Origin of the sequence: Streptomyces sp. NBC_00663, from assembly GCF_036226885.1 — a bacterium.
Taxonomy (GTDB): Bacteria; Actinomycetota; Actinomycetes; order Streptomycetales; family Streptomycetaceae; genus Streptomyces.
Genome location: NZ_CP109027.1, coordinates 4,513,744 through 4,533,680, shown reverse-complemented (window position 1 = coordinate 4,533,680; position 19,937 = coordinate 4,513,744). Strand labels below are relative to the sequence as shown.

At 70.6% G+C, this 19,937-nt stretch carries 16 protein-coding genes; 8 read left to right on the top strand and 8 right to left on the bottom strand.

Going from position 1 to position 19,937, the window contains the following annotated elements; genetic code table 11:
* Positions 1 to 10: 10 nt before the first annotated feature.
* From OG866_RS20635 to OG866_RS20610, 6 genes are all read right to left on the bottom strand, one after another.
* Positions 11 to 1,372, bottom strand: a complete 1,362-nt coding sequence (locus tag OG866_RS20635) for an FG-GAP-like repeat-containing protein (RefSeq protein ID WP_329336709.1) — start codon at positions 1,370 to 1,372, stop codon at positions 11 to 13.
* A gap of 3 nt (positions 1,373 to 1,375) precedes the next feature.
* Positions 1,376 to 2,827 (bottom strand): FG-GAP-like repeat-containing protein, encoded by a 1,452-nt coding sequence (locus tag OG866_RS20630; RefSeq protein ID WP_329336708.1) that lies wholly within the window; start codon positions 2,825 to 2,827, stop codon positions 1,376 to 1,378.
* Positions 2,828 to 2,856: 29 nt separating this feature from the next.
* The gene (locus OG866_RS20625) at positions 2,857 to 4,221 is read right to left on the bottom strand and encodes an FG-GAP and VCBS repeat-containing protein (protein WP_329336706.1); all 1,365 of its coding nucleotides are present in this window, start codon (positions 4,219 to 4,221) and stop codon (positions 2,857 to 2,859) included.
* 52 nt (positions 4,222 to 4,273) lie between these two features.
* A complete protein-coding gene (locus OG866_RS20620) occupies positions 4,274 to 5,728 on the bottom strand; it encodes a VCBS repeat-containing protein (protein ID WP_329336705.1) in 1,455 nt (484 codons plus the stop codon).
* 204 nt (positions 5,729 to 5,932) lie between these two features.
* Entirely contained in the window at positions 5,933 to 7,228 is a 1,296-nt protein-coding gene (locus OG866_RS20615) for an FG-GAP repeat domain-containing protein (RefSeq protein WP_329336703.1), read from the bottom strand.
* Between the two features lie 75 nt (positions 7,229 to 7,303).
* Positions 7,304 to 7,504, bottom strand: coding sequence for a hypothetical protein (locus tag OG866_RS20610; protein ID WP_329336701.1), 201 nt, complete (start codon positions 7,502 to 7,504; stop codon positions 7,304 to 7,306).
* Positions 7,505 to 7,597: 93 nt separating this feature from the next.
* Here OG866_RS20610 and OG866_RS20605 point away from each other — a divergent pair, with 93 nt between their 5' ends.
* From OG866_RS20605 to OG866_RS20595, 3 genes are read left to right on the top strand one after another with little or no spacing between them, the layout of a single operon-like run.
* Positions 7,598 to 8,605 carry an aminoglycoside phosphotransferase family protein gene (locus OG866_RS20605; protein ID WP_329336699.1) on the top strand — a complete coding sequence of 336 codons (1,008 nt, stop codon included), beginning with the start codon at positions 7,598 to 7,600 and terminating at the stop codon, positions 8,603 to 8,605.
* 35 nt (positions 8,606 to 8,640) lie between these two features.
* Positions 8,641 to 9,156, top strand: a complete 516-nt coding sequence (locus tag OG866_RS20600) for a GNAT family N-acetyltransferase (protein WP_329336697.1) — start codon at positions 8,641 to 8,643, stop codon at positions 9,154 to 9,156.
* A gap of 50 nt (positions 9,157 to 9,206) precedes the next feature.
* Positions 9,207 to 10,028, top strand: coding sequence for a DUF817 domain-containing protein (locus OG866_RS20595; RefSeq protein WP_329336694.1), 822 nt, complete (start codon positions 9,207 to 9,209; stop codon positions 10,026 to 10,028).
* Here OG866_RS20595 and OG866_RS20590 read toward each other — a convergent pair.
* A complete protein-coding gene (locus OG866_RS20590) occupies positions 10,021 to 12,288 on the bottom strand; it encodes a (Fe-S)-binding protein (protein WP_329336692.1) in 2,268 nt (755 codons plus the stop codon). The genes OG866_RS20595 and OG866_RS20590 overlap by 8 nt on opposite strands.
* 212 nt (positions 12,289 to 12,500) lie before the next feature.
* On the opposite strand from OG866_RS20590, the gene OG866_RS20585 reads away from it, so the two are divergent.
* The 5 genes from OG866_RS20585 (at position 12,501) to OG866_RS20565 (ending at position 17,793) form a co-directional block, all read left to right on the top strand.
* Positions 12,501 to 13,517 carry an MraY family glycosyltransferase gene (locus OG866_RS20585; protein WP_329336690.1) on the top strand — a complete coding sequence of 339 codons (1,017 nt, stop codon included), beginning with the start codon at positions 12,501 to 12,503 and terminating at the stop codon, positions 13,515 to 13,517.
* A 94-nt stretch (positions 13,518 to 13,611) separates the two neighbouring features.
* Positions 13,612 to 15,456 carry a molecular chaperone DnaK gene (gene dnaK, locus OG866_RS20580; protein WP_329336688.1) on the top strand — a complete coding sequence of 615 codons (1,845 nt, stop codon included), beginning with the start codon at positions 13,612 to 13,614 and terminating at the stop codon, positions 15,454 to 15,456.
* A complete protein-coding gene (gene grpE / locus OG866_RS20575) occupies positions 15,453 to 16,112 on the top strand; it encodes a nucleotide exchange factor GrpE (RefSeq protein WP_329336686.1) in 660 nt (219 codons plus the stop codon). The genes dnaK and grpE overlap by 4 nt, the downstream gene beginning before the upstream one ends.
* Before the next feature lie 36 nt (positions 16,113 to 16,148).
* Positions 16,149 to 17,333, top strand: coding sequence for a molecular chaperone DnaJ (dnaJ, locus tag OG866_RS20570; protein ID WP_329336684.1), 1,185 nt, complete (start codon positions 16,149 to 16,151; stop codon positions 17,331 to 17,333).
* A gap of 7 nt (positions 17,334 to 17,340) precedes the next feature.
* On the top strand, positions 17,341 to 17,793 hold the full coding sequence (locus tag OG866_RS20565) for a heat shock protein transcriptional repressor HspR (protein WP_329336683.1): 453 nt from the start codon (positions 17,341 to 17,343) through the stop codon (positions 17,791 to 17,793).
* An 85-nt stretch (positions 17,794 to 17,878) separates the two neighbouring features.
* Here the strand turns inward: OG866_RS20565 and OG866_RS20560 are convergent, their stop codons facing one another.
* The gene (locus OG866_RS20560; RefSeq protein WP_329336682.1) at positions 17,879 to 19,825 is read right to left on the bottom strand and encodes a fibronectin type III domain-containing protein; all 1,947 of its coding nucleotides are present in this window, start codon (positions 19,823 to 19,825) and stop codon (positions 17,879 to 17,881) included.
* Between the last annotated feature and the right edge of the window lie 112 nt (positions 19,826 to 19,937).

Here is a 19,937-nt window from a genome sequence, read left to right as displayed (position 1 = left end):
CACAGGACGGTTACTGAAGCATTCCGCTGATCAGCCCGTCCGCGGGGACCGATGTGATGCCCGTCGTCGTCACTCCCGACGAGGTACCCGGCAGCCGCAGCGCGCCCACCTGGGCCGACACGAACAGGTCCGCGTGGCCGTCGCGGTCGGTGTCGCGCAGGCGGACCAGAGCGCCGAAGCAGTCGTCCGCCTCCAACGCGCCCGGAATTCCCGCCGAGTTGCGGGTGAACACCTGGGAGCCCGTGCCGGTCAGACCGGACGCGCGGCCGTACAGGACGTGGACGACGCCCGCGTACTCCTTGCCGTCGATCGTCTCGCCGTACGCGCCGACGGCGAGGTCCTTGTAGCCGTCGCCGTTCACGTCACCGGCCGAGACGCTGTCGCCGAAGAGGTCGTTCGCCTCCGCCGTGCCCGAGACACCGCTGGTGTTCTGGGTGATGCGGGCGGACGTGCCGGGGCCGGAGGAGGAGCCGTACCAGAGGGTGACCCGGCCCTTGCGACCGGCGTACAGGGAGGTGCCGACGGCGATGTCGCCGTAGCCGTCCTTGTCGAAGTCGGCGATGACGCCGTCGCCGCCGCGGTACGCGGTGCCTCCGCCGCCCGGCTGGGACTCCAGGCGCAGGGTCCTGCCGGAGGAGAGGGTGGTGCCGCCCTTGACGAACCAGGCCTCCGACCAGATCTCCTCGGTGTTGACGCCGTCACCGATCACCACGAGGTCGGTCTTGCCGTCGCCGTTCACGCTGCCCGCGATCACCGCGGTCGCGTGGAAGGACGACGAGGACTTGTCGAGGGTGGAGACCGTGCCGTGCACACCGGAGCGGTTGATCGCGCCGCGGTAGACGTAGGCCTTGCCGGCCGCGACGACCGTCAGGTCCTTCTTGCCGTCGCCGTTGAAGTCGCCGACGGCCAGGTCCGAGCCCATGGCTGCCGACGAGGTCCTGGCCTTCGCCGGGACGTTCGTGCCGCCCGACAGGCCGCTCGCGCTGCCCCACAGGACGGTGACCGCGCCTTGGCTCCTGCGGCCGTCGATGTCCTCGCCGGGTGCGCCGACCGCGAGGTCGCCGTAGCCGTCGGCGTTGAAGTCGGCGGCGGCGCGGACGGTGCCGAAGCCGTCGTCCGCCTCGTCGGTGCCGGGCACGCCGGCGCTGGACTGGCTGACGACCTGGGTCTTGGTGCCCGGGCCGGTCGCGGTGCCGAAGGTGATGAGGACGCCGCCGCCCTCGTTGCCCTCACCCCAGGAGGACGCGTAGTCGCGGTACCCGTCCCCGTTGAAGTCGTCCGCGTACTTCGCCGGTGCCGCCGAGGCGGGGGACGCGAGGGACAGGCCCGCTGTGAGGAGGGCGGCGATGGTCGTCGCCGTTCTGATGCGCATCCCTCAGCCCTCCAGGACGTCGCCGAAGTAGGCGTCGCCCGACGGGCCGCCCAGCGTGGTGCCGCTGAAGGACTTCGAGCCCGTGGCGGTGATGCCGGACGTCGTGGACTTGAGGAACCAGACCGCGCCGTCGCTCGTGTTCTCGCCGGAGGCGGAGGCGACCAGTTCGGTGCGGCCGTTGTTGTCGATGTCCGTGAGCTGGACCGCGTAGCCGAAGTGGTCGTAGGACTCGGCCGTGCCGGGGACGTTCGTGGTGTTCTGGGAGAAGGACTTGGCGCCGGTGCCGGTCAGGCCCGCGGACGAGCCGCGCAGGATCGTGACCGTGCCCGCGTTCTTCGCCGAGCCGATGGTCTCCTGCTCGGCGCCGACCGCGATGTCGGCGTAACCGTCGCCGTTGACGTCACCGGCGGACAGGCTCCAGCCGAAGAAGTCGTTCTTCTCGGCCGTGCCCGGAACGCCCGCCGAGTCCTGGGTGAACTTCACCGGGGTGCGGGACGAGACGCCCGTGGCCGCGCCGTACGTCACCGTCACCGCGCCGCCCAGGCCGCCGTTCGGCTCGGTCGAGGACTTCTCCATGAAGTTGCCGGTGACGATGTCGCCGTAGCCGTCCTTGTCGACGTCGGCGATGACGCCCGCGTAGCCGCCCGCGAGCTTCTTGCCGGCCTTGACGGTGGTGGTGGCGTCGCCGGTGTAGAGGACGCTGCGGGTGCGGTAGTCGCCGGTGCTGGTCTCCTCCTGGCCCATGACCAGCAGGTCCGTCCTGCCGTCGCCGTTGACCTCGCCCGCGATCAGGCCGTCGGGGTAGATCGTCGTCTGGTCGACGGTGTCGACGCCGACGAGGGAACTCGCCTTGCCCGCACGGGAGATGGGGCCCTTGAAGATGTTCAGGGCCGGTGTGGAGTTGTTGCCGGCGGCCAGGTCGGTGTGGCCGTCGCCGTCGAAGTCACCGGCGGCCAGGACCCAGCCCAGCTCGTTGCGGTACTCCGGCAGCGGCGAGGCGATGTCGGTGCCGGACTTGATGCCGGTCGCGCCGCCCCACAGCACGGTCAGCGCGCCGTAGGAGTCGGTGGAGCCGATGCGCTCGCCGTGCACGCCGACGACGAGGTCGGTGTAGCCGTCGCCGTCGAAGTCGCCCGAGGTGAGGCGGTCGCCGAAGTAGTCGGACGCCTCCGGGGTGCCCGGGATGCCGTCCGTGGCCTGGCTGATGATCTGGCGCTTGCTGGTGTCGAGGCCGCTCTTGGTGCCGTAGACGACGGCGACGTAGCCCGCGCCGGTCTTGCCGCTCACCTTGGCGATGGGCGCGGCGATGGCCACGTCGCGGTAGCCGTCGCCGTTGAAGTCGCCGGCGAGGCCGGAAGGGGCCGCGGCGGCGGTGGTGGCGGCCGTGAGGGTGAGCAGACCACCGGTGAGGCCGGCCGCGACGGCGGTCGCGAGGGTGGTTCTGAGGTGACGCATCGGGTTCTCCTGAACAGCAGAGGAAGAGGTCAGTCGAGGAAGCCGCCGCCGAAGTCCGGCAGGTGGAAGGAGCCCGTCGTGGTCGGCGTGGTGCTGGTGCCGGGCAGGAACAGGGCGTCACCGTTGGCGCCCACCGTCAGGTCGGCCTTGCCGTCGCGGTTGAGGTCGCGCAGGCGGACCGGGGAGCCGAAGGAGGCGTAGGAGTCGGCCGGGCCGATGACCGTCTGCGGGATCCAGGTGGAGCGGGTGCCGGTGAGGCCGCCCGAGCCGCCGCGGAACACGGTGACGCCGCCCTGGTCCTCCTTGCCGTCCACGTCCTCGAACGGCACACCGACCGCGAGGTCCGCGTAGCCGTCGCCGTTGGTGTCGCCGGCCGACACGGAGTAGCCGAAGTTGTCGCCCGCCTCGGGGCTGCCGGAGACGCCGGAGGAGGCCTGGTTGTACGTCATCGAGCCGCTCGGCCCCGAGGACGTGCCGCGCCAGACGCTGACGATGCCCTTGCCGTCGTTGTTGTCCGGCAGGCCGACCGCGATGTCGCCGTACCCGTTCTTGTCGAAGTCGCCGATCGTGGCGCTCCACGGCTCACTGGCGTACGTCTTGGAGGCGCCCGACGTCAGGCCGGACGAGGCGCCCTTGAGGTACCAGATGCGGTTCGCCGGCTTGTTGTCGATGAACTGCGTACCGAGGACGACCAGGTCGGTCTTGCCGTCACCGTTGACCTTGCCGGCAGCGAGGCCGTACGAGTACCAGCCCTGGTCCACCTTGTCGATCTTGCTGACGCTGCCCGTCGTGCCGGACTTGGTGAACGGGCCCCGGTACAGCCACGCCTCGCTGCCGCCGACGACCGCGAGGTCGGGCGAGCCGTCGCCGTTGAAGTCGCCGGTGGCGAGCGCGCTGCCGAAGTGGGACTGGGAGCCGTTCGCGCCCGACCTCGGGGCGAGGCTGGTGCCGCCGGACAGGCCCGTGCGGGAGCCCCAGACGATGGTGACCGTCCCGCGGTACTCCGCGCTGCCCACGTGCTCGCTGTCGTTGCCGACGATCAGGTCGGCGTAGCCGTCCTTGTTGAGGTCGGCGCTGGTGATCGACTCGCCGAAGTAGTCGTCCTCCTCGCCGGTGCCGGGGATGCCGGGGCTGTCCTGGTGGACGACCTGGGTGTGCGAGGTGTCGAGGCCGCTCGCCTTGCCGTAGACGATGTTGACGGCGCCGCCGGTCCAGCCGTCGTCGCCGGAGATACCGCTGTAGTAGTGGCTGTACGCCAGGTCGCGGTAGCCGTCGCCGTTGAAGTCGTCGTAGTGCTTGGCGACGGCGGCGGAGGCCGGGGCGGCGAGGAACAGCGGGGTGAGGCCCGTCGCCAGGAGGGTGGCGGTCAGGGCCGCCGCGGTGCTTCTGCGCATGGAGTGCTCCCTGTGAGGGTCGGCAGATGAAGTGCGAGGGAGGTGCCGAGTGTCAGTCGGCGAAGTTGGCGCCGAACGCCGGGACGCCCGTCGTGGAGACGCCGGTCGCGCTCGGGGAGACGGTGCGGGAGCCGGTCGTGGTGATCTTCGTGCCGGTGGAGGGCAGGTAGAGGACCGCGCCGTTGCCGTCGTTCTCGTACGACCCCACGAGCAGGTCCGCCTTGCCGTCGCCGGTGATGTCGTCGAGCTTGGCGTCGGCGCCGAACGCGTCGTTCTTCTCGTCCTCGCCGGGGACGCCCGCGGTGGACTGGGCGAAGGACTGGGCGCCGGAGGAGGTGTTGAGGCCGGAGGCCGCGCCGTAGAGGACGGTGACCATGCCCGTGTCGGTGATGCCGCCGATGTTCTCACCGGGCGCACCGACGACGAGGTCCTGGAAGCCGTCGCCGTTGATGTCGCCGAGGTCGAGGTCCCAGCCGAAGTAGTCGTTCTCCTCGGAGGTGCCGGGGACGCTGCCGGTGTTCTGGGTGATGCCCTTGACGGTGCCGGGGCCGTCCGCCGAGCCATAGGTGATCCAGATCTTGCCGCCGGTGGCGGAGTTCGGTTCGCCGTTCCAGGAGGCGCCGGTCACGATGTCGCCGTAGCCGTCGTGGTTGATGTCGCCGATCCCGCTGACGATGCCCGACTTGAGGTCTTTGATGCCGCTGTTGGACAGGCCCCCGGAGGCTCCGGGGAAGTAGTAGTTGTAGTTCCAGCCCTGGCCGGACTCACCCTCGTAGCCGTCGACGACGAGGTCCGTGCGGCCGTCGCCGCTCACGTCCCCCGCGGTCAGGTGCAGCGCACCGGCACCGGTGCCGCTCTCGATCGGCGGTGTGACGGTGTACTGACCACCCGTCGTGCCGCTGCTGGAGATGCCGTCCTTGAAGACGTGGACCGCGGCGCCGGTGCTGCCGACGGCCAGGTCGGCCTTGCCGTCGCCGTCGAAGTCGCCGGCGGCGAGGGTCTTGCCCCAGCGGTCGTGCTTGCCGGGAGCCGGGTCGGAGAGGGTGACGCCCTTGCCGGTGATGCCGGACGCCGAGCCCCACAGGACGGCCACGGTGCCGCCGTCGGTGTCGTCGCCGACGTCCTCGCCGGGGGAGCCGACGGCGATGTCGTCGTAGCCGTCGCCGTTGAAGTCGGCGTACGCGCTGTCGACGCCGAAGCCGTCGCCCGTCTCCGCCGTGCCCGGGGTGCCGGTGGTGTTCTGGCTGATGACGGAGCGCTTCGCGGACGACACTCCGGCGGCGGTGCCGTAGAGGACGACGAGCTGGCCGGCGTTCTTCTTGCCGCTGACGTAGGCGCCGTCGGCCGAGAAGGCCACATCGCCGATCCCGTCGTTGTTGAAGTCGGCCTGCGGGACGGTGGTGGAGTCGGCGGCCGTCGCGGTCATGGCCGAGAACGTCAGCAGACCGCCCGTCAGCGCGGCGGCGGTGGCCGTGGCGAGGGCGAGTCGCAGATGACGCTGGTGCACGCGGGTTCTCCTGCGGCATGCGGGGGGCGCCTGGCGGGGCGCCCGCAGTCGATGGGGGCGGACCGCGCGCGTTCTCCGGGAGCTCTTCTCCGCTCACCTCGGGTACACAGCGCGGTCGGCGATCAGGAGACCTCTGCCGGTAGGCAAGGGTTGTACGTGAGTTCGGTAAATATTTGTGCGAGGTGAGGCGGGTGATGCGTGCCGTCAGGAGCCGAGGAACGCCGCCGTCGAGAAGGTCACCGTCGGCTCCGCCGCCACCAGCCCCTTCTTCGCCCCGGAGTACACGGTGACGCTGTCCTTCGTCTCGCCCCGGTAGGTCCGCAGCGCGAGGTCCGCCCGCCCGTCGCCGTCGAAGTCACCGATGCCGACGACCCGGGTGGTGCCGACGGCGTCCGGCTCGACGGTGACCATGGCCGCCGCGGACAGCCCCTTCGTCCCGCCCCTGAAGACCTTCACCCGCGAGCCGCTGGAGACCAGTTCGCTCAGTCCGTCCCCGTCGAAGTCGGCGGCGTCGAGCATCGAGCCGGGGGAGGCGAGGGTGCCGCGTACGGCGGTGGGCAGGTCGTAGCGCAGGGCGGTGCCGCCCATCGCGCCGACCGCCGCGTCCCACGCCCTGCCCTTGCCGAAGCGGCCGAGGGCGACGTCGACGCCGGTGGGGAGGGTGGCGCCGGTGCGGGTCGGGCCGGTGGGGCCGCCGAGGACGACGGCGGAGGTGGCGGTGCCCTCGGCGGTACGGACGACCAGGTCGTCGTATCCGTCGAGGTTGACGTCGGCGGCGGGGCCGACCGGTACCTGTCCCGGTGACCGGACCGGCGCACCGGCCTTGCGCGGGGCGCCCTTCCTGGTGAACGGGCCCTGTAGGTAGGTGAGTTGGCCGCCGGAGGCGTGCAGGACGAGGTCCTCGGTGCCGTTGCCGTCGAAGTCCCCGCACACGGGCTGGTCCGCCCAGTCGTTGCCCGCGCGGGCCTTGGCGGGGACGGCGAGCTTGACGGCCTTGCCGGTCAGCCCGGAAGGCGAGCCGAACAGGATCTGCAACGGGACCGGGGGCTGCCCCTGACCGTCGAAGGGCGGGTCGGTGGAGACCACGAGGTCGGTGAACCCGTCCTTGTCGAGGTCACAGCCGGCCTCCGCGTCGAAGACGGCGGGGAGTTGGCCCTTGGTGGCCACCCCCTGCTTCTTCGCGCTCACCAACTGCCGGGCCCCCGCCCGCAGTCCGCGCGCGCTGCCGTAGACGATGCCGATGCCGGGGTCGTCGGTGTGGCTCTCCGCCTTGACGAGGTCGTTCAGGACCAGGTCGCGGTGGCCGTCGCCGTTGAAGTCGTCCGCGACCTCGCTGCCGTCACCGCGCGGCACCGGCAGCAGGGCGGGCGCGCTGTTGGCCCGCACCGGGGCACCGCTCGTGGCGTCGCCGCTGTCGGCGTGCTGCTCGGGGCCGCAGGAGACGGCCAGCAGTACACCGCACAGAACCGCCGTCCCCGTCCCGGCTCTTCGCACGCGCACCGCTCACCTCGTCAGCATCATCGACAACGACCTGGCAATGATGCACGTGTTCGACGGCGGGGTTAAGGGGTCGGTTCAGTCGCCATCGTCACTACTGGAGTTGGAGCGGCGGCTCCCCTTGCTGCTCTTCGCCAGGGCCATCACGACCTCACCCAGCCCGGTCGTCACCCAGGCCACTCCCCGCACCCATCGCGGTCCGCCGCGCGCGGCCCACACCACACACACGCACCCGAAGATCACGAACGCCAGGATGCCCAGCAGCACGACGAGCCCCATGTTTTCCCCCACTCACGCATGTCCACGGTCCCGGTGATCTTCTCCTACGGAAACCGCTGGTGGAAGGGGCGCCGTGGATGTTCGGATGGGCCGGTGCGAGACAGGACGGCGACGGTCGTGGACCGTGGGAACTACCAGGACACCGTGACCCCCTGGGAGCAGGGGGAGTGGCGGGAGGCCGCGCTCGGCTGGGCTGAGGCGGGGCTCACGGCGCACGGACTGCGGCCGGCGGGGCGCTGGAGTGTGCGGCTGCGGCCGTGGTCGGTGCTGGTGCGCATCGAGGTGCGGGACGGGGCCGGTGTCCGGTGCGACGACATCTGGTTCAAGGCCAACCCGCCCGGCAGCGCCTTCGAGGGCGCGCTCACCGCCGCGCTGGCCGGCTGGGTGCCGGAGCATGTGCTGGAGCCGCTCGCCGTCGACGCCGGACGTGGCTGGTCGCTGCTGCCCCACGGCGGTGATCTCTTCCGGGACGTGCTGGAGCGCGGCGACAGCGACGTGAGCGCCTGGGAGGAGGCGCTGCGGCAGTACGCGCGGATGCAGCGGGCGCTGATCCCGTACGTCGCCGAGATGGACCGGCTCGGCGTACCGGACGCGCGCGCTGCCGCTCTCCCCGGCATCTTCGACACCGCCCTGTCGGAGAACACCGCGCTGGAGAAGGCGGACCGGACCCGTCTGCACGCCCTCCGCCCCCGCCTCCTCGACTGGTGCGCGGAACTCGCCGCCACCGGTGTCCCCGACTCCCTCGACCACTGCGACCTGCACGACGGTCAGCTCTTGCGCCCCGCCCCCGGCCGCTTCACCTTCTTCGACTGGGGCGACGCCCATGTCTCCCACCCCTTTTGCAGCTTCACCGTCCCGGCCCGCCGAGTCCGCGAACGGTACGGGCCCGAGGTCCTCCCCAGGCTGCGTGACGCGTACCTGGAACCCTGGACGGAAGACGGCCCCGCGACGTCCGAACTGCGCCGCGCCCTGACCCTCGCGACCCGCCTGGGCGCCCTCGCCCCGACCCGCGCCTGGACCCGCCTCTTCCCGGGCGCGAGCCTTCCGGCGGGGCAGGAGGCGTGCGCGGAGTGGCTGAGGGGGCTGTGTTCCACCCCGTAGGTCTGTCCCGTACCCCCGATGCGACGATGATCTCCATGGCATACGCGGTGACCAGGCTCCCCCAGTACACGAAGGCCGACCTCGACGAGATCACCGGCGGCCTCGACGACCCCTTCGAGGTCGCCGCGTTCGGGGTGCGGTCGCGGGACAAGGACGTGCACTTCGGCGTCCGGCACGAGGGACGGCTGGTGGCCCACGCCGGGCTGGTGGACGGCACGGTGTCGGTCGGGGAGGAACGCTTCCCGGTGGCGGGGCTCGGCGGGGTGGTCGTCGCGCCGGACCTGCGGGGGCACGGGCTGGCGCGGCTGGTCGTGGACGCCGCCGTCGCCCACGCCCGGGGCACCGGCGCGGAGTTCGGGCTGCTGTTCTGCCTGCCCGACCGGGTGCCGCTGTACCGGCGGCTGGGCTGGCGGGAGTCGGCGCACGGGATGCGGGTCGAGCAGCCGGGCGGGATCGTCGTCGACCATCCGCTGCGCACGATGTGGACGCCGCTCGCCGACGGCGCCGTATGGCCGGCAGGCCCCGCACGGCTGCACTCGCTGCCCATGTAGAACGCGCCGCCGCTGCAACCGTCCGCGCCCCGCAGGCGATCTACAGCACCATGCATCTCCTGTGCCAACTCGCCCGCTTCACCTGGCTCCAGGCCCGCTCCTGCGCCTTCGCCGTCGCCCTGTTCGGCGGTATGGCGGCCTCGACGCTGCTCCCGCCGCTGCCGGTCGCCCGCTACGACCTGCTGCTCGCGTACGGCGTCCTGCTCACCGGCGTGGGCTTCCTGCTGGGGTGGGAGACGCGGCGGGAGGTGGCGGTCGTGGCGTTCTGCCATGTGCTGGGGCTCGCCTTCGAGGTGGTGAAGGTGCACGTCGGCTCATGGAGCTATCCCGAGCCGGGCCTGGCCAAGCTCGCCGGGGTGCCGCTGTACGGCGGCTTCATGTACGCGGCGGTCGGCAGCTATGTCTGCCGTTCCTGGCGGCTGATGCGGCTGTCCCTGACCGGCTACCGGCCCCGCGCCACCGCCGCGCTCGCCGTCCTGCTCTACGCCAACTTCCTCACCCATCACTGGATCCCCGACCTGCGCTGGCCGCTCGCCGCGCTGCTGCTGGCGGCCACCACCGGCACCTGGGTGCACTACACGATCGGCGCCCACCGCCACCGGATGCCGCTCGCGCTGTCCTTCACGCTGATCGGCTTCTTCCTGTGGGTGGCGGAGAACGTGGCGACGTATCTCGGCGCCTGGACCTATCCGGACCAGCTGGACGGCTGGCAGCCGGTCGCGATCGGCAAGTGGGTCTCCTGGGCGCTGCTGATCAGCGTCACCTTCGTCGTCTGCGGGACGCGCCGGCATGCGCGGGACGACACGGCGACGCCCCCTGCCGAAAGCTCGGACAGGGGGCGTCGTACGGCCGTACCGACTACTGCTACTTGACCGGCTCGGGCTCCGGCTCGCTCTCGGTCTCCGCGGCGTCCTCGGGGTCCACCGGGGTCTTGACCGACTCCAGCAGCAGCTGGGCCACGTCGACGACGGTGATGGACTCCTTGGCCTTGCCCTCGTTCTTCTTGCCGTTCACGGAGTCCGTGAGCATGACCAGGCAGAACGGGCAGGCGGTGGAGACGATGTCCGGGTTGAGAGAGAGGGCCTCGTCGACGCGCTCGTTGTTGATGCGCTTGCCGATCCGCTCCTCCATCCACATCCGCGCGCCACCGGCGCCACAGCAGAAGCCGCGCTCCTTGTGGCGGTGCATCTCCTGCTGACGCAGGCCCGGGACGGCCGTCATGATCTCGCGCGGCGGCGTGTAGATCTTGTTGTGACGGCCCAGGTAGCAGGGGTCGTGGTAGGTGATGAGGCCGTCGACCGGGGTCACCGGCAGCAGCTTGCCCTCGTCGATGAGGTGCTGGAGCAGCTGGGTGTGGTGGATGACCTCGTAGTCGCCGCCGAGCTGCGGGTACTCGTTGCCGAGCGTGTTGAGGCAGTGCGGGCAGGTGGCGACGATCTTCTTCGCCGACTTCGGCTTCTTCGTCTCCGGGTCTTCGTCGTCCTCGCCGAACGCCATGTTCAGCGAGGCCACGTTCTCCATGCCGAGCTCCTGGAACAGGGGCTCGTTGCCGAGACGGCGGGCGGAGTCACCGGTGCACTTCTCGTCGCCGCCCATGATGGCGAACTTGACGCCCGCCATGTGCAGGAGCTCCGCGAAGGCCTTGGTGGTCTTCTTGGCGCGGTCCTCCAGGGCGCCGGCGCAGCCGACCCAGTACAGGTACTCGACCTCGGAGAGGTCCTCGATGTCCTTGCCGACGACCGGCACCTCGAAGTCGACTTCCTTCGTCCACTCCAGGCGCTGCTTCTTGGCCAGGCCCCAGGGGTTGCCCTTCTTCTCCAGGTTCTTGAGCATCGTGCCCGCCTCGGACGGGAACGCGGACTCGATCATCACCTGGTAGCGGCGCATGTCGACGATGTGGTCGACGTGCTCGATGTCGACCGGGCACTGCTCGACACAGGCGCCGCAGGTGGTGCAGGACCACAGGACGTCCGGGTCGATGACGCCGTTCTCCTCGGCGGTGCCGATGAGGGGCCGCTCGGCCTCGGCGAGGGCGGCGGCGGGAACGCCCGCGAGCTGCTCCTCGGACGCCTTCTCCTCGCCCTCCATGGACTTGCCGCCACCCGCGAGCAGGTAGGGCGCCTTGGCGTGCGAGTGGTCGCGCAGCGCCATGATGAGGAGCTTGGGGGAGAGCGGCTTGCCGGTGTTCCAGGCGGGGCACTGCGACTGGCAGCGACCGCACTCGGTGCAGGTGGAGAAGTCCAGCAGGCCCTTCCAGGAGAACTGCTCGACCTGGGAGATGCCGAAGACGTCGTCGTCACCGGGGTCGGTGAAGTCGATCGGCTTGCCGCCGGAGGTCATCGGCTGAAGGGCGCCGAGCGCGGTACCGCCGTCGCCCTCGCGCTTGAACCAGATGTTCGGGAAGGCGAGGAAGCGGTGCCAGGCCACGCTCATGTTGGCGTTGACCGAGACGACGATCATCCAGATGAAGGAGACGCTGACCTTGATGCCCGCGAACAGGTAGGTCAGGTTCTGGAGGGTGGAGACGTCGAGGTCGCGCAGGGCGGCGACCAGCGGGTACGAGGCGAAGTACGCGGCCTCGTAGTGGTCGACGTGGTGCAGCGAGCCCTCCAGGCCGCGCAGCACGTAGATCACGATGCCGATGGTCAGGATGACGTACTCGACGAAGTACGCCTGCCAGGCCTTGGAGCCCGCGAAACGGGACTTGCGGCCGGGGCGCGAGGGCAGGTTCAGCAGCCGGATGACGATGAGCGTGGCGATGCCGAGGCCCGTCATCACGGTGATGAACTCGACGTACATCTCCCAGGGCAGGAAGCCGCCGATGATCGGCAGCTGGAAGTCGGCCTGGAAGAGCTGGCCGAGGGCCTGGCCGAGCACCGGGATCAGGGTCAGGAAGCCGATCGCCACGAACCAGTGGGCGACGCCCACGACGCCCCAGCGGTTCATCCGGGTGTGGCCCAGGAACTCCTTCACCAGGGTCACGCTGCGCTGGTACGGGTTGTCGGTCCGGGCACCGGCCGGCAGTGGCTGTCCGAGCATGAAGAAGCGGACGAACTGCGCGATGACGCGTGCGAAGAGTGCGGCGCCGACCACGGTCAGGACCAGCGACACGATGATCGCTGCGAGTTGCATGTCGGGGGCTCCTCGGGCCTGGGCGGGGCGAGATTACTAAGCGGTAACTTATGCAGTCCTCTTGAGGGTACCCGCATCCTCGTTCGCACTGTAGCCAGCACTGCGGTGATCTGTGTCGCTGAGGGTTGCCTTAAGAGCGGGCGGCAAAGCGTGTGGCAATCAGAACGTGTTATTCGTACCAAATTGGTACATTCGTGACTACTTTAAGACTCGTGCTCTATGGGATCGCTGCCGCCACCACCGCCCTGCTGCTGACCGCGGTACTCACCGCACTGCTGCGCGCCCCCGCCCTGCGCCTCGGTCTGATCGACCGGCGCCGACAGCAGCGCAAGGTGCCGCTGTCCGGGGGCGTGGCCGTGACGCTCGCGACCTGCGCGGTCGTCGTCACCGGGGAGCGGACCGGCGTCGCGCCCCCGGGCGGCGGCGAGCTGCTCTTCGCCGCCGCCGCCGTCGCCGCCCTCGGGCTCGCCGCCGACCTGTGGCGGGTCCGCGCGCGCGTGCTCTTCGTCGGTACGGCCGTGGCGGCGGCCTGCGTGGTGCCGTACGAGGAGACCGGCATCCTCGGCGGGGCGCTCGCCGTGGGCTGGATCGCGTGTGTCGCCCTCGGGTTCCGGGCACTCGACCACGCCGACGGGCTCGCCGGGACCGTCGGGGTCGTCGCCGCCTTCGGGGTGGGGGCCTGTGCGGCGGCCGAGGTGATGGACGGGCTCGCGGTGCTGCTGAGCGTGCTGGCCGCCGCGCTGACCGGGTTCCTCATGCACAACTGGCCGCCCGCGCGCGTGGGGCTCGGTTCGGGCGGGGCGCTGTTCGCCGGGTTCGTGCTCGCGGCGGCCGGTGTGGTGGCGCGCGCCGGGCACGAGGCGGGCTCCAGCGCGGGGGTGCTGTTCGCGCTCAACGCGGTGGCCGTCGCCGACGTCCTTCTGGTCGTCGTCGCCCGTCGGCTGGCCGGCCGGCGCGGCCCGGACCATCTCGCGCACCGGCTGCGCAGGCTGGGGCTGACCCCGCAGGGGACGGTGGTGCTGCTCGGGCTCGGGGCCTTCGCCGGGGTGCTCGTCGGGGTGCTGGAGCACCTCGGGTGGGTCGGGGCGACGGGGGCGCTGTGGGTGGCCGCGGGCGCCCTGGTCGTCGTACTCGCGCTGCTGCGGGTGAAGCCCTCAGGCGCTTCTCGACCGGTGCCGGCGCAGGCATCGCCGCAGGTCAGAGCGTCCTTGCGCGTAAGGAACGGATAAGAGTTGAGCGTCACAGACTCAGGTCTGTTGCACCAATCGCGTGCGTCATGCACACTTGAGTCCGTTCCACTCAAGTCAGCTGGAGGAATCAACCATGGCACGTGCGGTCGGCATCGACCTGGGCACGACTAACTCCGTCGTCAGCGTTCTCGAAGGCGGCGAGCCCACCGTCATCACCAACGCCGAGGGTGCCAGGACCACGCCGTCCGTCGTCGCCTTCGCGAAGAACGGCGAAGTGCTGGTCGGCGAGGTCGCCAAGCGCCAGGCGGTGACCAACGTGGACCGGACCATCCGTTCGGTGAAGCGCCACATGGGCACCGACTGGAAGATCGAGCTGGACGGGAAGCCCTTCAACCCGCAGCAGATCTCGGCGTTCATCCTCCAGAAGCTGAAGCGGGACGCCGAGGCGTACCTGGGCGAGAAGGTGACCGACGCGGTCATCACCGTCCCGGCGTACTTCAACGACTCCGAGCGTCAGGCGACGAAGGAAGCCGGTGAGATCGCCGGTCTCAACGTCCTCCGTATCGTCAACGAGCCCACCGCGGCCGCGCTCGCGTACGGCCTCGACAAGGACGACCAGACGATCCTCGTCTTCGACCTCGGTGGCGGCACCTTCGACGTGTCCCTCCTGGAGATCGGCGACGGCGTCGTCGAGGTGAAGGCCACCAACGGTGACAACCACCTCGGTGGTGACGACTGGGACCAGCGCGTCGTCGACTACCTGGTGCAGCAGTTCAAGTCCGGTCACGGCGTGGACCTCGCCAAGGACAAGATGGCGCTCCAGCGTCTGCGCGAGGCCGCCGAGAAGGCGAAGATCGAGCTGTCCTCGTCCACCGAGACCTCGATCAACCTGCCCTACATCACCGCGTCCGCCGAGGGTCCCCTGCACCTCGACGAGAAGCTCACGCGCGCTCAGTTCCAGCAGCTGACGGCCGACCTGCTGGAGCGCTGCAAGACGCCGTTCCACAACGTCATCAAGGACGCCGGCATCTCCATCAACGAGATCGACCACGTCGTCCTCGTCGGTGGCTCCACCCGTATGCCCGCCGTCGCCGAGCTCGTCAAGGAGCTGACCGGTGGCAACGAGGCCAACAAGGGCGTCAACCCGGACGAGGTCGTCGCCATCGGCGCCGCCCTCCAGGCCGGTGTCCTCAAGGGTGAGGTCAAGGACGTCCTGCTCCTCGACGTGACCCCGCTGTCCCTCGGTATCGAGACCAAGGGCGGCATCATGACCAAGCTGATCGAGCGCAACACCACGATCCCGACCAAGCGGTCCGAGATCTTCACGACGGCCGAGGACAACCAGCCGTCCGTGCAGATCCAGGTCTACCAGGGCGAGCGCGAGATCGCGGCGTACAACAAGAAGCTCGGGATGTTCGAGCTGACCGGTCTGCCGCCGGCCCCGCGCGGTGTCCCGCAGATCGAGGTCGCCTTCGACATCGACGCCAACGGCATCATGCACGTGACCGCGAAGGACCTCGGCACGGGCAAGGAGCAGAAGATGACCGTCACCGGCGGCTCCTCGCTGCCGAAGGACGAGGTCGACCGGATGCGCCAGGAGGCCGAGAAGTACGCGGAGGAGGACCACGCCCGCCGCGAGGCCGCCGAGACCCGCAACCAGGGCGAGCAGCTCGTCTACCAGACGGAGAAGTTCCTCAAGGACAACGAGGACAAGGTCCCCGGCGAGGTCAAGACCGAGGTCGAGGCCGCCGTCGAGGAGCTGAAGGCCGCGCTCAAGGGCGAGGACACCGCCGAGATCCGCACCGCCACCGAGAAGGTCGCCGCGGTCTCGCAGAAGGTCGGCCAGGCCATGTACGCGGACGCGGGCGCCGCGCAGGCCGCGGGCGGCGCCGACGCCGGTGCCGAGACCCCGAAGGCCGACGACGACGTCGTCGACGCCGAGATCGTCGACGAGGACCGTAAGGACGGTGCCGCGTGACGGAGGAGACCCCGGGCTTCGAGGAGAAGCCCGACGTCCCCTCCGGCGCCACCCCCGACGACGCCGAGTCGAAGGCCGCACCCTCGTCGAACGGCGAGGGGGCGGCCCCGGCCGGGGACGCAACCGCACAGATCGCCGGTCTGACCGCCCAGCTGGACCAGTCCCGCAAGGCGCTCGAAGAGCGCACCGCGGACCTCCAGCGGCTCCAGGCCGAGTTCCAGAACTACCGCCGCCGCGTGGAGCGGGACCGGATCACGGTCAAGGAGATCGCCATCGCGAACCTCCTGACCGAACTCCTGCCCGTGCTCGACGACATCGGCCGCGCCCGGGACCACGGCGAGTTCGTCGGCGGATTCAAGTCCGTCGGTGAGTCGCTGGAGACCGTCGCGGCGAAGATGGGTCTCCAGCAGTTCGGCAAGGAGGGCGAGCCCTTCGACCCGACGATCCACGAGGCCCTGATGCACAGTTACGCGCCGGACGTCACCGAGACGACCTGCGTGGCGATCCTCCAGCCGGGGTATCGCATCGGCGAGCGCACCATCCGCCCCGCGCGGGTGGCCGTCGCCGAACCGCAGCCGGGCGCGCAGACCGTCAAGGCCGAGGAGGGCTCCTCCGAGGCCGCCGAGGACAAGGACACCAGCTCTGAAGAGGGCTGAGGTCACGGTCTCTGACCGGAAGGAGGGACGTCGGGGATGAGCACCAAGGACTTCATCGAGAAGGACTACTACAAGGTCCTCGGCGTCCCCAAGGACGCCACCGAGGCCGAGATCAAGAAGGCGTACCGGAAGCTCGCCCGCGAGTTCCACCCGGACGCCAACAAGGGCAACGTCAAGGCGGAGGAGCGCTTCAAGGAGATCTCCGAGGCGAACGACATCCTCGGTGACCCCAAGAAGCGCAAGGAGTACGACGAGGCCCGCGCCCTCTTCGGCAACGGCGGCTTCCGCCCGGGGCCGGGCGCGGGCGGCGGCTCCTTCAACTTCGACCTGGGCGACCTCTTCGGAGGCGGCGCCCAGGGCGGCGGCCAGGGTTCCGGCGGCTTCGGCGGCGGGATCGGCGACGTGTTCGGCGGCCTGTTCAACCGCGGCGGCACCGGGGGCACCACCCGGGTGCAGCCGCGGCGCGGACAGGACATCGACACCGAGGTCACGCTGAGCTTCACCGAGGCCATCGAGGGGGCCACGGTCCCGCTGCGGATGTCCTCGCAGTCCCCCTGCAAGGCGTGTTCGGGCACCGGCGACAAGAACGGCACACCGCGCGTGTGCCCGACCTGCGTCGGCACCGGCCAGGTGGCGCGGGGTTCGGGCGGCGGCTTCTCGCTCACCGACCCCTGCCCCGACTGCAAGGGCCGCGGTCTCATCGCCGAGCACCCCTGCATGGACTGCAAGGGCAGCGGTCGCGCCAAGTCCTCGCGCACCATGCAGGTCCGCATCCCCGCCGGGGTGACGGACAGCCAGCGCATCCGCCTGCGCGGCAAGGGAGCGCCGGGTGAACGAGGCGGCCCCGCGGGCGACCTGTACGTCACCGTCCACGTGGACGCGCACCCGGTCTTCGGCCGCAAGGAGGACAACCTCACGGTCACCGTCCCGGTGACGTTCGCGGAGGCGGCCCTCGGCGGCGAGGTCCGGGTTCCCACCCTGGGCGGCCCGCCCGTCACGCTGAAGCTGCCGCCCGGCACGCCCAACGGCCGCACCATGCGCGCCCGCGGCAAGGGCGCGGTCCGCAAGGACGGCACCCGCGGCGATCTCCTGGTCACCGTCGAGGTGAGTGTCCCCAAGGACGTGACGGGGAAGGCTCGTGAAGCGCTGGAGGCGTATCGCGAGGCGACCGCGGACGAGGATCCGCGGGCGGAGCTGTTCCAGGCCGCGAAGGGAGCATGAGAGAGCCATGGATGGGACCGGCCGTCGACGCAATCCGTACGAACTGACCGAGGAGACCCCGGTCTACGTCATCTCGGTGGCGGCCCAGCTCTCCGGCCTGCACCCGCAGACCCTTCGCCAGTACGACCGCCTCGGCCTGGTCTCCCCGGACCGCACCGCCGGCCGGGGCCGCCGCTACTCGGCCCGTGACATCGAACTGCTGCGTACCGTCCAGCAGTTGTCGCAGGACGAGGGCATCAACCTGGCCGGCATCAAGCGCATCATCGAACTGGAGAACCAGGTCGCGGCCCTCCAGTCCCGCGTCGCGGAGATGGAGGCGGCCCTGGAGGGCGCCGCCGCCACGATGCGCCAGCGGGAGGCGGCGGTGCACGCGTCGTACCGACGCGACCTGGTGCCGTACCAGGAAGTGCAGCAGACCAGCGCGCTGGTGGTGTGGCGGCCGAAGAAGGCCAAGGACTGAACACATCCATGAGAAGGGGCCCGGAGGTTCACCCTCCGGGCCCCTTCTCATGGACTCAGCGGTTGCTGGAGGCCGGGCACGCGCCTCATCCGACCATGAAGGTGACCTTGGCGAACGAGCCGCTGCGGCCGTAGTAGTCGATCGCGCGCACCTCGAAGACATAGAAGCCCGGCGCGGGCGGAGTCCAGGTGACCGTCGAATCCTCGATGGTCATGTACCCGGTGTCGGAGGTGCCGTAGAAGCGGTACGTGTACCCGGACAGCAGCCGGTCGTGGTGCAGCGTCACCGTGAGCGGAACACCGGTGCCGCCGTGCGGCGCGCAGTCGTTGGCCGTGCACTCCTTGTACGGGGCGGACAGCGTGATCGTCGGCGCGACGGGAGCCGTCGGCGTGGCCGGGGTCTCCCGCCACACCTGGACGGACTCGGACGGCGCGGACTCACGGCCCTCGGCGTCGAGGGCGACGACGTAGTAGTCGTCGGCGACGGCCAGCGCCTCGGTGTCGGAGTAACGCGGCGCGGTGGTGGGGCGGTCCCCGAGCCGGGTCCAGGCGGCGTTCCGGTCGGTGCGCCGGTAGACCCGGTAGCCCTTGGCGTCGGTGACGGAGGCCCAGGTGAGCTCGGTGGCGCTGTCGAGGGGCGTGCCCTGGACGCCGGTCGGGGCCGCCACGGCGCCCGGGGCCGGGCGGGTCGCGGTGACCGGGGCGGAGACGGGGGCGAGGTTGCCGTAGTCGTCGACGGCCTGGACGCGGTAGGTGAGCGGGACTCCGGCCTCCGCGCGCAGGTCGTTGAACGAGAGGCCGAAGACGGTCTCCGGTCCGTCGGGGTCCCACGCGCCGTCGGGCGCGGCCCACACCTCGTAGTGGTTGACGTGGCGGTCGTCGGACGAGGCCTGCCAGCGCACCGCGTTGCCCGCCGTGGTGCCCTCCACCGTCACATCGGTGACCTGGGCGGGCGGGGCGGTGTCAGGCTCGCCGGTGTCGGCCACGGCGGACGGCGCGGACTCGTTGGCGACCGGGTCCACCGCGGTGACGCGGTAGTACAGCCGCCCGGTCAGATCGGCCCCGGTGTCCCGGTACCAGGCGCTGTCGAGCCCGTCGGCGATCCGCGTGAACGGCCCCCCTGGCGCGGTCGCCCGGTACACGCGGTACGTGTCCGTGACACCGTTGGTGTCCCAGGCCAGCGTCACCGCTCCCGGACCCACCTTCGCGTACAGCCCGGTGGGCGCGTCGGGGGCGGTGCGGTCGGGGGTGCCGACCGGCTGATCGGCGGTGCCGGCGGAGACGTTGCCCGCCCTGTCGTACGCGCGGACCTCGTAGTAGTACGTCGCGCCGGTCGCCGGCGGGGTGTCGCTGTACGAGGTGGCGGTGGTCGTCGCGAGCGGGCTACTGCCGAAGGACGTGCCCTTGAGCCGCCGGTAGACCTTGTACCCGGCGAGGTCCATCTCCTTGTTCTTCGCCCAGGCAAGCTTGGCCTTGCCGGTCGCGGAGTCGTACGTGAGCGAAGTGCCCGTCGGGACAAGGGGCTTGACCTTGTCGACCGTGGCGGACGTACGGGGCGTGTACGCGAACTTCACCTTGGCGGCGCCGGTCCAGTTGACGTAGTCGACGCGGAGGGTGTGCTTGCCGGAGGGGACGGTGACGTTGACGGTCTTGGAGACGGTCGTGGACGTGTTCTTCCACAGGTCGACCTTGCGGGTGCCGTCGACGTAGACCCGTATCCCGTCGAGCCCGGAGGCGGCGAGGGCGAACGGGCCGCCGGAGCCGAAGTCCCTTGTCACGGACCACCGCACACCGAAGTTGTCGGACGGCAGACCGGAGGCGGGGGCGCCGGCCCAGCTCTGCTCGACGGTGGTGTCGCAGTCGGTCTTCCTCGGGGTGCCGGAGAAGGCGGTGTTCGCGAAGAACTGGCGCTTGAAGACCGGGGACGCACAGGTCGTGGCGGCGGACGCGGGGGCCGTGGTCGTGGTGAGCAGACCACCGGTGACGGCGAGCACGGCGACGGACGTGATCGTCGTACGTCTGGCTGGGTTCATTCGATCCTCTGAACGGATGGGGAACGGCCGACAGCAGCTGTCTTGATCACGACTCGCGAGGAATGGAGTTGGTTGTACGGATCTTCGCCTCCCCCGGGGCTCCGCTTGAATG